Consider the following 12,109-nt stretch of genomic DNA (forward strand, 5'->3'; position numbering starts at 1 on the left):
GAGTTCTGGTCGGATTGCGTCGTGCCGCAGCGCCGCGAGGAGTCGAGGTGCAGACATGGGCCGAGGACGCGAGAGAGCCGCTCACGACAGCGGAATGCAGGTTCGACAGCCGTGGCGAGCGGCTGCACGGCACGTCGCGAAAACGCTTTGCGTAACCGCGGGCGGGCGGCTGCCCCGCGTGATGGCGTTTCCTCGGGCAGGGTGATATCACCAAGGCCTGCGATCGTACTGACGGAGCCGTCGCCTCCGGGCCCGCGACGACCAAGGACAGACTGCGCATGACCACCGTGAGCGGCAAGCGACTGTTTTGGGCGGGTGGTGCGTCGGCGGGGCTGGCGCTTGTCGGTCTGTCGATCGTCCTTTTCGCCGGCATCGATCTCGATGCGGTGATTTTCAAGCGCGGACAGCCGATGGCCGGCACGAGTGGCGCTGGCGGACCGGGCGCAACGCTTGGCGGTAGTCAGGCAGGGGCCGCGCCGGCGCAGGCGACGTCCGACACGGGCAATTCGAATCAGGCCGCGGGCGCGCTCGCGAGCGCGCAGCAGCAGGCCAGCAGTCTGGCTGCGCTGCTGGCGCCGGTCACGCCGCCGGCTCCGGACAGCGACGGGCCGTCGTTCGACGTCGTCAACGTCGATCCCTCGGGCGAGACCGTCGTTGCGGGCCGGGCGGCGCCGGGCGCCACGGTCGAATTGCTGCGCAATGGCGAGCCGCATGACCGTGTCGTGGCCGATGCATCGGGACAGTTCGCCATGGTCCCGCGCAAGCTGCCGGCCGGCGCCTCCGACTTGACCCTGCGGGCGCGGCAGCCGGATGGCCGCGAGGCGACCTCGAAGCAGAGCGTGGCCGTCGTGGTCGAGGCCGGCAAGCGGCCGCCGACCGTCGCCTTGCTGGCGCCGGACCAGCCGACACGCGTGCTGTCGAAGCCCGGTGCGTCGTCGCCGCAGGCCGTCGCCATTGACGCGGTCGACATCGAGCCAAACCGGACGCTGCGGATCAGCGGCCGTGCGCGGCCCGGCGCGGCGGTGCGGATCTATCTCAACGACCGCCTCGTCGGCTCGGCCATGGCCGCCGCCGATGGCCGTCTCACTGCGACGCTCAAGGATATCGCCTGGTCTGCCAAGGACCGGCTGCGGCTCGATGAGGTCGATGCGGCCGGCGCCGTTCTGGCCCGCGCCGAGGTGCCGTTGAATGGTCCCGACGATGCGGCGACGGCGTCGATTGCGACAGGCGCGGCAACGGCCGGGCAGGGGACAGGCCAAGGGACCGGTGCTGCCGCCCCGCGCACGCAGATCGCGTCGGCGTCGGGCGCCGACCTGAAGGAGATGGGCACGCCGCCGGTCCGCGCCGGCGCCAAGACCATCACCGTCTCGCGCGGCGACAGCCTGTGGCACATCAGCCGCCGCCTGCTCGGCGGCGGCACGCGCTATGCCGTGATCTACAAGGCCAACAGGGAGCAGATCCGCAGCCCGGATCTGATCTATCCGGGGCAGGTGTTCGTGCTGCCGGCGAAGAGATAGGTCGTAGCTTCGGCGGGTTGATGGAAGACGTTCGGGAGACTGTCCGGGCTTCGACGAGATGCACTTCGGACGAGGGCCGGTGTTTGTCGTGTCGGCCGTGATTTTGTACGGCTCTCGATGTCGGCACCTCAGAGCAATCGAGATCTGTATCGCCGCAAAATTTCGCGACGGGCCAACAATGCGCCGCTCGTCTGAGTCCGCGAATGTCGCCTAAGGGCGAATTGCGGACATGACCGGGCGGTCAGATTGCGTCGTGAAGGGTAGATCGGCTGTGCCATCAGTTTGCTGGCCAGCGCTGCCCCTGACCCTTGACTGACCTGGGCTTACCGGCCCGACGCCCAGAAATCCCATGACTTGGTGCGCCCCCACTCAAGCCCAAACGTTACGCAAATGTCGGCCATCGACACCTAACCCTTTGGTTGATATAGATAAGATGCGAGCATTCGCCGAAGAGTGTTCTGCGGTGCATCCAAGGGCTGTCGAAAGTCCATGACGGGCGTAAGTGGGTGCTCATGACTGAGCGGGTGTCTGGGTATTTTCGACGCATCCGAGTTGTGCGATAGTCAAGCACGAACACGGAGACTCAAATGCTTACCATCGAAGATATCCGTGCTAAGCGGCTAGCTGAATTGCGCGACCTTGAGGAAAAGTACGCGAACGCTCTGCACATACGTTCTACGGGCACGATGTATTGGCGTGGAAACGGTGTTAGTGGCCCGCCAATGGACGGCAAGCGGTCGCTCTTGGCGCACTATGAGCGGTTGATCAGAGAACAACGCGTCATACTGCAACACCTGGACCAGATGCACTAAGGCGGCCTATTGGTCGGGCTTTGGGTGCACGTTGGAGCAGCCTTGATAAAAGGAGCAATGCGCCATCTCATGACGACCGCGCTGTTGATCGGCACGTCAAACACGGCGCTCGCTGCGCAGACTGCGAACGACAAAGCCGTGACCGAATGCGCCGCTAAGGCCAAGCAAGAGTCCAACCAAGCCAATTTAGAGCGCTACAAACAGCAAGGTCTAGACCTGTCGATCGCTGGCGTTTTAGCCACACGGCGTGCGACGGAGGGCTATTGCGCGCGTTTCGTCATAGAATGCCTCAAGCTGCCCGAGATTGCACAGGGCGGGGCATTCCAAAATTGTTTAGACGACGAAGATGAAGACAGGCTCAACGATGCTAAGAGCCTTCGCCGTAAACTCTAGTACCCGGAATCATAGGGAAGTGATACGGCGCCCCTTGAAGGGGCGCTGACGTACCTTTTTCTTCGTCCATACGAAGGGTTCGGCGCTGTCGTTGTAGGCTTTGATATAGGCATCGATGTGCTGTTCAAGTTGCTTGAGACTTGTGAATGAGGCGCCGCTTAACGATTGTCCTTGCAGGATCGAGAACCAGACCTCGACCTGATTAAGCCAGGACGCGCTAGTGGGCGTGAAATGGAATTTCACGTTGGGATGCGCCTTGAGCCATTCGTCGTTGTTCGTATGGGTGCTGAGGTTGTCGAGGACGACGTGAAGCTGGCGGTTCGGGAACGATTTGGTCACGCGATCCATGAACTCGAGAAACTCAACCCGGCGACGTCGTTTCGAATGCGTCGCGAGGACCTTCCCGGTAGCGACTTCCAGCGCTGCGAACAGCGTGGTCGTGCCGTGGCGCTTGTAGTCGTGGCTTTGCCCGGTCAGGGATCTGCCGTTGGGAAGTTTCAGGTAGCCTTGCGCTCGTTCCAAGGCCTGGATCGACGGTTTTTCGTCCACGCAGAGAACGATCGCCTTTTTTGGCGGAGCCACGTAGAGGCCGACCACATCGGCGGCTTTGGCCGCAAACCGGGGATCGTCACTCTCGCACCAGGACTTGCGAGCAGCGAGATCAATCTTGCTGCTGCGCAAGAACCGCCAGACATATTGTACATCGACATCGCCAAGTTCCCGCGCCAGCAGGGGACCAGTCCAGCGCGCGTACCCGGCGGGCGGCGACTTATCGAGCAACTTCAAAATCCCCTTGTCGGTGTCCGTCGTGTAGGTCGGCTGCTTGCCCGGCAGCGGCTTGCTTTGCAGACCGGCAAGGCCATGATCCGCATAGCGATGCCGCCAAAGGCTGACGATCCGCGGCTGGACCCCAACCTCCTTGGCGATCGATCGGGTGCTGCACCCGGCCGCTGCCAGGAGAACGATCTTTGCCCGCCTCAAACCGCGCTGCAGCGTCACCGGCGAGCGGCAACGTTCCTCGAGTGCCAGGCGATCTTTCCGCGACAGGCGGACTTCTCTTGCTTCGGGTATCATCCCGATGTTGAATCATGACTCACTTCTCAAGGAAAGTGGGTACTAGGTGCGCTCATTACTGACAGCAAGCTCTAAAAGAGAGAGGTTGCGCGCATGAACAAGAACAAGATCGATAGTTTTCTAAAAGAAGTAGCAGAAGAAAACGCCATGAAGCGGTTTTCGGCCATTGGCGCCATGTTTGCGCGCCCCGGTCATAAGGCAGCTGCTTTCCTACTCTCGAATTTTGTGCGGCTTGAGACTGCAACAGATCAAATCCTCGTTTCGGCCGGCCGTGACCTTGCTCTCTCTATCATTTCGGAAGTTTTCAATAGTGAGAACAAAAATGCGCTCACTAAGGAGAGCTATACACTCAAAGACCCAGCGGTTTTTGATATTCCGACTGCCACATTCGCTGTTCTCGTGGTCCATTCCGCTCTGGGGTATGCGGGAGGATCATACTTGGTCTTCGTTACGCTTAAGGCAGTGTCAGAGACCTCTACGCACGTTCTTCTTGAAGGCTATGCTAGAGGTTTGGGAAACAAGTTGGCAGCTTACGTCGTAAAGCGCACTCGCGAACAAATTAGCGCGTGCTTTCATTGATGCAGCTGCGGCGAGTCGCTGCCGCGTTCTGCACCACCAGCCGACCGAGCACAGCCGCCCTTGACCGAAAGCCCGCGTCCGCAATGGGCTGATCGTGCCGTCGCGACCGTATGGCAGCGGGCGAGAATAGAGGTGAAGACCATGGGATACCAATATTCGATCGCGCAGTGCAATGTGCCACCAGAACGGCGGCCCAAGCTGGAAGCATTTCGAGCAAAGCGGGCCTCATGGATCGAATGGATCGATGACGACGAGCATCATGCAATTTGGACAACCATATCGGCGATGGTTTGGACGGATGTTTCATTCCGCACGATGGCTAAGCTTGCGACCGACAATGGAAACAGCTGTCTGAGTAACTCACTGATCGCAGAAGCCCTTATCAACGGACACGTCGCGACACAGGTTCTCGGCATTCGTCGGCTGATGGATAACAGTGGTTCTGGCGTCATGTCTTTGCGCCGCTTGGTAAAGGACGTTCGCAGCAATTTCGACCTATTCACCCGCGAAAACTATGTTTGCCATGACGGGCTGCCATTCGATTACGAAGCCGCGCAAACGAAGGCAATGATGGCGCAGGCGGGGCCCGGTCCTATGTGGTTGCCGACGACCGGCCCCGAAGCGTACGGCACCTCCCAGATGATGCACGAGCAATTTGACCGACTGTCAGGGACCGATCCCACCGTGCGAAGCCGCGAGGATCGTCTTCCAATAGCGCTCATCAAAACCGTAGAATGCTGGCTGGATCAAAGCGGTGCTGACGATCTCGCAAAGTGGAGCCATGCCTATCTCGCCCACGCAGGCACGCCGCAACGCCGGGAAGGCATAGCAGGCCTCATGGTTACCACGAACAAAATTACAGACGCGATCCGTGAACTGGCGCGCGCGACCGAGGCGGTATCAGCTGAAATCCTGCTTGCGAGTGGCAGGCTCAACAGCCTCATGCCAACAGCCCAGTTCGATCAGTTCGAGAATCTGGACAAACCCGCCATGTCCGCTAGCGGCTTGGGTGAGGCTCACCGGTTGTGGACATCATTGAGCCATGAACGCGATGGCTATCTTGAAGGCATCAGGGAAGACCTGCTGCGTGCGGCCAAGCCAGGGAAGGCTCCGCTATGAAATATCCCGTCAGGTGGTTCAGCAACTGACCAACGTCCGTAATGGGCTGAATGCCGACGTTGGTAGCTCGGTCGTAAGAAGCCGACGATGGAATCGATGGACCCGCGGGCGCCCTCCAGGAGGACTACCCGAGCATCTCCTCCGCCATCTCCCCCAGCCGCTCCACGCTCCGCTCGATCCGGGCGCTCCATTCGGTGCTGCAGCTCAGGCGCAGGCAGTTGCGATAGCCGCCACTGGCGGTGAACAGGCTGCCGGGGACGAAGCAGATGCGTTCGCGGATGGCTCTGACGTAGAGCGCATCGGCGTCGAAGCCGCGCGGCAGTTCGAGCCACAGCGCGAAGCCGCCCTTCGGGTCGGTCATCCGTGTCGCCTTGGGAAAACTGCGGTCGACGGTGCGGCGCATGCGGTCGACATTGTCGGCGAACGCTTGTCGGATGCGCCGCAGGTGGGCGTCGTAGCCGCCGGATGTCAGGAAATCGGCCATCGCCTTCTGCGGCAGCGCCGCGCCGCTCAGCGACAGCGCGAATTTTGCGGCGAGGATCTGATCGTGACGGCGGTTGGCGGCGAGCCAGCCGATGCGGTAGCCGGGCGCGATGGTCTTCGAGAACGAACTGCACAGGATGATGTCGGCCTTGGGACTGATCGCGGCGAATGGGCGCGGCCGGTCCGCGCCAAAACTGATGTCGCCGTAGATGTCGTCCTCGATCAGCGGCACGCCGTGGCGCGTCAGCACCCTTGTGATCTCGGCCTTGCGCGCATCGCTGGTGCGCGTGCCCAGCGGATTGTTGAAGCTCGACGCGAGCAGGCAGGCGGCCACGCGGCGGGCGCCGAGCGCCTTGTCGAGCGCCGTGACGTCGACGCCGCTGGCCGGGTCGGTCGGCAGTTCGAGTGCGCGCAGGCCGCGGGCTTCCAGCACCTGCAGCAGGCCGAAATAGGTCGGGGATTCGATCGCGACCGTGTCGCCGGGCCTTGTGGTGACGCTGAGCGCGATGTTCAGCGCCTCGGTGCAGCCATTGGTGATCAGGATGCCGTCGGGCGGCACCGCATGGCCGAGCCGCAACGCGCGCGCGGAGATCTGGCCGCGCAGCTCGGCATCGCCATGCGGATCGGCGTAGATGTTGTAGTTGCGGCCATGGACGCGGGCGCAGCGGGCGAGATGACGGTCGAGGCGTTCGGCTGCCAGCAGGCTTGTACTCGGGATCGTGCAGCCCAGCGGCGCGTAGGACGGGTCGCTGGCATAGGCGAGCACGCTGAACACCGGATTGGAAATCGAGACCTGCGTCGCGCGCTGTGGCGGCTGCGAGGGCGCCGGCAAGGCGCGGTCCTGGTGCGTCCGGGGCGTGACGTAGAAGCCGGATTTCGGCCGGGCTTCGAGCGCGCCGCGATCCTCCAGCAGCCGATAGGCCTGCAGCGCCGTCGTCAGGCTGCCCCCATGCTGGGCGGCGAAGGCGCGCACCGACGGCGCGCGCATGCCGACGCGGAGAACGCCGCTCTCGATGAGAGTCTCGATCTGCGCCGCCAGGGTTTCGTAGAGCGGCGGGTCTGGCGTGCGCTGGTCCATACAGCCCATCCAACAGCAAATCTGTTCTGGTGACAATTGAGTTCGTCTGTATCTGTCATTCGCGCCGCTGGCGGCGTTAGCGTGTGGGCGAGCTCAGTCGAGGAGTTGCCATGCCCCACGTCCCCAGCCGTTTCCCGCACAACGACATCATGAGCTTGACGTCGCAGCACGTGCGTTACGACCTTGCCGAGAGTGTCGGTCCCGATCTCAGGCTGGGCACGCTGTTCGCGGACGGCCTCGGCAACGCGCTGGACGAACTCGCGCTGGCCTACGGTCCGACCGTGGGCCATGTCGCGTTGCGCGAGCTGATCGCCGCGCGTCATGGTGTCGACGCTGACGACGTGATCACGACCGCCGGCAGCATGCAGGCGCTGTTTCTGTTGGCCTTCATCCTGAGCGAGCCGGGCGCCGAGGCGGTGATCGGACGTCCGTGCTTTCCGAATGCGCGCAACGTGCTCGACGCGGTGCGCATGAGCCTCGTCGAACTGCCGATGCGGTTCGAGGACGGCTATCGTCTCGATGTCGACCGGCTCGGCTCATTGCTGAGCCCGCGCACCCGGCTGGTCAGCCTCGCGTCTCCGCAGAACCCGTCCGGCGTCGCGCTGTCCGACAGCGAGGTGCGTGACGTGCTCGCGACGATGGATCGGATCTGTCCCGACGCGGTCCTGCTCGTCGACGAGACCTACCGCGAGGCCGTGTATGGCGACGCGCAGGTGCGTGCCAGCCTGGTCGGGCGCGATCGCCGCGTCGTCAGTTGTGCGTCGTTCTCCAAATGCCATGGCGCGCCGGGAATCCGCACCGGCTGGGTGATCACACAGGACAGTGCGCTGCGCGCGCAGCTCGAACTGGCCAAGTTCAACACGACGATCTCGAATTCGGTCGTCGACGAGGCCATTGCGCTGCGCATCCTGCGCGATCTCGATCGCATCATGGGCGAACGCCGCCGCCATCTCGCGGCGGGGCTTGAGCGCGTCGCGGCCTTCGTCGAGGCGCATGCCGGCATGATCGACTGGATCAGGCCGGATGCCGGCGCGCTGTGCTGCGTCAGGCTCCGGCGCGAGGTGTTCGACGACGCCGGGGTGGCGCGCTTCCATCATGAGCTCGCGCTGCGCGAGACCCGCCTCGGTCCGGGCCCCTGGTTCGGCGACGAGGCGCGCGTGTGCCGTCTCGGCTTCGGCGTGCTCGCGCTGCCGGACCTCGACGAGGCGCTGCAGCGGGTATCGGAGACGCTGAAGGCGATCGCGGGGGCAGGGCAGTGATCCGTCCCGGCTGAACCGCTGCTGTCGGCGCTCTGGAGGTCTTCTGTGCGTGCGGCCTTTCGCGGTCGACGGATTGCGCTACGATGAGCGTCGCGTCCCTTCACGAGGTTCCCATGCACGATCTCACCCGCTGCGTTCAGCATCCCGCAGTGTCCCATGACGGCTTCAAGTCGCTCGCTGTTCCGACCCATCGCGCCTCGACCATCGTCTACGACGATCCGCAAGATTTCGCACGCCGTGCCGCGCGCGGCCTCGACGGCTATACCTACGGCCTGCACGGCACGCCGACGACGCGCACCTTGGAGGCGCAGCTGACGGCGCTGCATGGCGGCGAGCGCACGGTGCTGGTGCCGTCCGGGCAGGCCGCGGTGGCGATCACGATGCTCGCTGTGCTCAAGCCCGGGAACAAGGTGCTGATCCCGGATCATGTCTATCCGCCGGTGCGCAGCCTGTGCACGGGCTATCTCGCCTCGCGGGGCATCGCGTTTCAGGTCTATGATCCCCTGATCGGCGCCGGCATCGCCGATCTCATCGATGCCAGCACGAAGCTGATCTGGATGGAGTCGCCGGGCTCGGGCACGATGGAGGTGCAGGACGTGCCGGCGATCGCGCGTGCTGCGCGGGCACGGGGCGTGCTGACCGGTTGCGACAACACCTGGGCCAGCCCGCTGCTGTTCAAGCCGCTGGCGCATGGCGTCGACTTCGCGGTGGAGGCGCTGACCAAATATGTCGGCGGCCATTCCGACCTGCTGCTCGGCTCGATCACGGTCAAGGATCTGGCCTTGCGCAAGGCGCTCAAGGAGGTGCTGGGCGTGCTCGGCATCGGCGTCTCGCCGGACGAGGCGGCACTGGCGCTGCGCGGCCTCGAGACCATGGGCGTGCGCATGGCGCATTCCGGCCGCGTCGCATTGGAGTTCGCGGAGCGGCTGCAGACCGCGCCGGCGGTCGCGCGCGTGCTGCATCCGGCGCTGCCGTCCTGTCCGGGCCATGAGCTGTTCGTGCGCGACTTCAAGGGCGCGAGCACCGTGTTCAGCCTCGTCATCAGGCCGGAGTTCACGGCGCGGATCACTCCGGCGCTCGGGCAGCTCAGGCTGTTCGCGATCGGCGCCTCCTGGGGCGGCACCCACAGCCTGATCGCGCCAATGGACGTCATGGCGGACCGCACGATCCGGCCGTGGAATGCGGCGGAGGGATTGGTGCGGCTCAGCATTGGCCTGGAAGAGCCCGGCGAACTCTGGGAGGATCTGTCGCGCTTTCTCGATGCGCTGGTCGCTGCGTAAGCATCGACCGAACGTGACGAGCCCGCAGCTTTGCACCGCGGGCTCGTCGATGTCGCGTCAGAAGCTGACGCTCAGCCGCGCGTTCAGCGAGCGCCCCGGGCCCTTGACGGAATAGCCGTAGGCGGCCGACGAGCCCATCATCGACACCACCTGGTAGTCGACCAGATCGGCGCCGCCGAGCGGCAGGTCGTAGGTCTGGTTGAACAGGTTGTCGACGCCGAGATCGAGCCGCACGTGCTGCCATTCATAGCCGGTGCGCAGGTTGACCAGCGCGTAGGACGCCGTGGTCAGCTCGTTGCGGACCTGGCTCACGACAGTCTTCGATCCGACGAGCTGCAGCTCGACCGAATTGGTCCAGCCGCCGAGATGATGGTCGAGCGCGAGCTTCGCGTTGATCGGCATCATGTGATAGAGGTCGACGCCGTCGGTGCGGCGGCCCCTGACATAGCCGATCAGGCCGCGGATCTGGCCGTGGCCGTAGGTCAGATCGTCCCACACCGTCAGCCGGCCCTCGACGTTGATGCCATACAGCGTCGCGTCATGGTTGGCGAACTGCAGATAGACGAAGCCGGTGTTCGCGGTCAGGTTGGCGGGATTGCTGGCGAGGCAGCTCGCCGTGCCGCAGCGGTCGACGTCGATGTAGTCCTTCACGTAGCTCGCATAGGGCGTCACCTTGACGTCCCAGAGTTTTTGCGCGGCGTCGTGCCAGCCGGCCGTGAAGCTCACCGTATGCGCCTTCTCCGGCTTGAGGTCGAGATTGCCGACATAGCCGTTGCCGTCGCCGAACCAGCCGATCATCTGCATCGCCATCGCGTTGGTAGACCAGGCGTAGCGCTCATAGAGGTTGGGCGAGCGGGTCTTGCGGGCAAAGCCGAGCTCGTACTGGCTGATCGCGTCGGGCTCGTAGCGGACCAGCGCTGAGCCGTCGAAATGTGCGTCGGTGCGCGCGCGGTCGGCGGCATTGAACGCGGCGGCGTCGGCGCCGTACATCATCGCATTGTAGCCCGCGACGTTGCCGGTGTTCATCCACACCATGTCGTTGCGCAGGCCGAGGATCGACGTCCACTGCCGGTCCCAGCGCCGCTCCCATTCGACGAAACTGCCGAGGCGGTCGCGCCGGCCGCCATTGATGTTGATGAAGGTGTTCGGGCTCATCATCATCGTTCCGGCAACGGGATTCCACCAATCGTCGAGCCGGTTCATCGCGAGCTCGTTGCCGACACGCAGCAGATCCTGGCCGGACACCGGAAGCGTCGCCTTGACCGCGTAGCCGCCGTCGAGCCCCTTGGTGTCCATCGGCATGGACGCGACCTTGTCGGGGGCGATGAAGCCCATCGTGTGCCGGATCTGATGCACGAAGGCGGAGGCTTCGAGCATGCCCCAGTCGAACGTGCCTTCGTAGCGGCCGTTGGCGTACAGGCCGCGGTTGTAGACCATGTCCATGTACTGGTTGACATAGCCCTGATAGGGGATGAACTGGCCGCCGACCTGGAACGTGAACAGGTTGCCGAAGCTGCGCTTGGAGATGCTGATGGCGTGGTTCTGCGTCTCGTACAGCGTCGATTTCACGGTCGAGCCGTCGCCGGCCTTGATGTTGCCGGAACGGACCCAGCCGCCGGTATAGGTCACGCTGGTGTCGCGGTTGGCGGCGGTGGCGGTGGCATCGACGCCATAGGCGTTGCCGTTGCTGCGGAAGAAGCTGGAGAGCCGTGTGCTGGCGATCCAGCCGTCCGTGGCTGCGAACACCGGCGGGGCCGTGGTGACGTCGATGCGGCTGCCGATGTAGTCGCCACCCACCGACACCGGACCGATGCCGAGATAGGCGCGCATCCTGGCGACCATGGCCGGATTGACGAAGGACAGCGGCGGATTCATCTCGTTCGGGCAGGCCGGCGAGATCAGCATCGAATTGATCGCGACCTGCAGGCGGTCGGCGCCCATGCCGTTGATCGCGGGCAGGCTAGAGACGCCGCCGGCGCCCCACGCCGCGCCGCCCGGCAGATCGGTGACGAGGCTCGCCGAATCGCTCGACGACAGCGCGCGGTCGAAGCCGGCCTGCGCCGGCAGCGTGCGCACCGCGGCGTTCGGGGCGGCGTCTTTTTGCTCGGCGGCGGTTTCAGGCGCGCGTTGCGCCGGCGCGCGGGTCTCCTGCGGTCCGGCAGGCTGAGGCCGCGGCTTGGCCGCGCGCGAACGCGGTGGAACGACGGTCACCGTCGGCAGCAGCGGATTTGATTGCGCGATGGCCTGGTCCGTGACGGGACCAAGCAGGGCCGCCGCGAGCAAAGCGGGCGGCGCGAGCCCGGAGATGACGGGCGAGATGCGCCGTCTTTGGCGTGGTGTGCGGTTCGACATGAATGAACTCTGCAAAGGATGCTTGCGCAGCATGTGCGCATGAGACGGGAGCAGGGCGCGCGCGTACGGCGCCCGGCAGTGATGCGAGGGACGGTGTGCGTGCCGGACGGATCACGGCGCGATCAGGCGCGGATCGTCAGGCAGCGAATCCGATGTGTCGGAG

At 64.4% G+C, this 12,109-nt stretch carries 9 protein-coding genes; 6 read left to right on the top strand and 3 right to left on the bottom strand.

Annotation, left to right across the window (positions count from 1 at the left end):
* Positions 1-278: 278 nt before the first annotated feature.
* Together ACQR1B_RS23270 and ACQR1B_RS23275 are read left to right on the top strand one after the other, a co-directional pair.
* Positions 279-1,517 (top strand): LysM peptidoglycan-binding domain-containing protein, encoded by a 1,239-nt coding sequence (locus tag ACQR1B_RS23270; RefSeq protein ID WP_434833897.1) that lies wholly within the window; start codon positions 279-281, stop codon positions 1,515-1,517.
* 881 nt (positions 1,518-2,398) lie between these two features.
* The gene (locus ACQR1B_RS23275) at positions 2,399-2,722 is read left to right on the top strand and encodes a hypothetical protein (RefSeq protein ID WP_434833898.1); all 324 of its coding nucleotides are present in this window, start codon (positions 2,399-2,401) and stop codon (positions 2,720-2,722) included.
* Between the two features lie 9 nt (positions 2,723-2,731).
* On the opposite strand, the gene ACQR1B_RS23280 is transcribed toward ACQR1B_RS23275, so the two are convergent.
* Positions 2,732-3,796 (bottom strand): IS630 family transposase, encoded by a 1,065-nt coding sequence (locus tag ACQR1B_RS23280; RefSeq protein ID WP_434833899.1) that lies wholly within the window; start codon positions 3,794-3,796, stop codon positions 2,732-2,734.
* 93 nt (positions 3,797-3,889) lie between these two features.
* Between ACQR1B_RS23280 and ACQR1B_RS23285 the strand changes: the two genes are divergently transcribed.
* Both ACQR1B_RS23285 and ACQR1B_RS23290 read left to right on the top strand, forming a co-directional pair.
* The gene (locus ACQR1B_RS23285) at positions 3,890-4,375 is read left to right on the top strand and encodes a hypothetical protein (RefSeq protein ID WP_434833900.1); all 486 of its coding nucleotides are present in this window, start codon (positions 3,890-3,892) and stop codon (positions 4,373-4,375) included.
* 60 nt (positions 4,376-4,435) lie between these two features.
* Positions 4,436-5,494, top strand: coding sequence for a hypothetical protein (locus tag ACQR1B_RS23290; protein ID WP_434833901.1), 1,059 nt, complete (start codon positions 4,436-4,438; stop codon positions 5,492-5,494).
* 124 nt (positions 5,495-5,618) lie between these two features.
* Here the strand turns inward: ACQR1B_RS23290 and ACQR1B_RS23295 are convergent, their stop codons facing one another.
* Positions 5,619-7,055 carry a PLP-dependent aminotransferase family protein gene (locus tag ACQR1B_RS23295; RefSeq protein ID WP_434833902.1) on the bottom strand — a complete coding sequence of 479 codons (1,437 nt, stop codon included), beginning with the start codon at positions 7,053-7,055 and terminating at the stop codon, positions 5,619-5,621.
* 110 nt (positions 7,056-7,165) lie between these two features.
* Between ACQR1B_RS23295 and ACQR1B_RS23300 the strand changes: the two genes are divergently transcribed.
* Positions 7,166-8,314, top strand: coding sequence for a pyridoxal phosphate-dependent aminotransferase (locus tag ACQR1B_RS23300; protein ID WP_434833903.1), 1,149 nt, complete (start codon positions 7,166-7,168; stop codon positions 8,312-8,314).
* 113 nt (positions 8,315-8,427) lie between these two features.
* Positions 8,428-9,594 (top strand): cystathionine beta-lyase, encoded by a 1,167-nt coding sequence (gene metC, locus ACQR1B_RS23305; protein ID WP_434833904.1) that lies wholly within the window; start codon positions 8,428-8,430, stop codon positions 9,592-9,594.
* Positions 9,595-9,651: 57 nt separating this feature from the next.
* Here metC and ACQR1B_RS23310 read toward each other — a convergent pair whose 3' ends face one another.
* The gene (locus ACQR1B_RS23310; protein ID WP_434833905.1) at positions 9,652-11,946 is read right to left on the bottom strand and encodes a TonB-dependent receptor; all 2,295 of its coding nucleotides are present in this window, start codon (positions 11,944-11,946) and stop codon (positions 9,652-9,654) included.
* Positions 11,947-12,109: the final 163 nt, after the last annotated feature.

The organism is Bradyrhizobium oligotrophicum (assembly GCF_051168495.1).
Classification (GTDB): domain Bacteria; phylum Pseudomonadota; class Alphaproteobacteria; order Rhizobiales; family Xanthobacteraceae; genus Bradyrhizobium; species Bradyrhizobium oligotrophicum_A.

Bases quoted from the DNA above. Each gene is read 5' to 3' on its own strand.
- metC (WP_434833904.1), top strand. From the start codon at position 8,428: ATGCACGATCTCACCCGCTGCGTTCAGCATCCCGCAGTGTCCCATGAC.
- ACQR1B_RS23300 (WP_434833903.1), top strand. From the start codon at position 7,166: ATGCCCCACGTCCCCAGCCGTTTCCCGCACAACGACATCATGAGCTTG.
- ACQR1B_RS23275 (WP_434833898.1), top strand. From the start codon at position 2,399: ATGACGACCGCGCTGTTGATCGGCACGTCAAACACGGCGCTCGCTGCG.
- ACQR1B_RS23285 (WP_434833900.1), top strand. From the start codon at position 3,890: ATGAACAAGAACAAGATCGATAGTTTTCTAAAAGAAGTAGCAGAAGAA.
- ACQR1B_RS23280 (WP_434833899.1), bottom strand. From the start codon at position 3,796: ATGATACCCGAAGCAAGAGAAGTCCGCCTGTCGCGGAAAGATCGCCTG.
- ACQR1B_RS23270 (WP_434833897.1), top strand. From the start codon at position 279: ATGACCACCGTGAGCGGCAAGCGACTGTTTTGGGCGGGTGGTGCGTCG.
- ACQR1B_RS23310 (WP_434833905.1), bottom strand. From the start codon at position 11,946: ATGTCGAACCGCACACCACGCCAAAGACGGCGCATCTCGCCCGTCATC.
- ACQR1B_RS23295 (WP_434833902.1), bottom strand. From the start codon at position 7,055: ATGGACCAGCGCACGCCAGACCCGCCGCTCTACGAAACCCTGGCGGCG.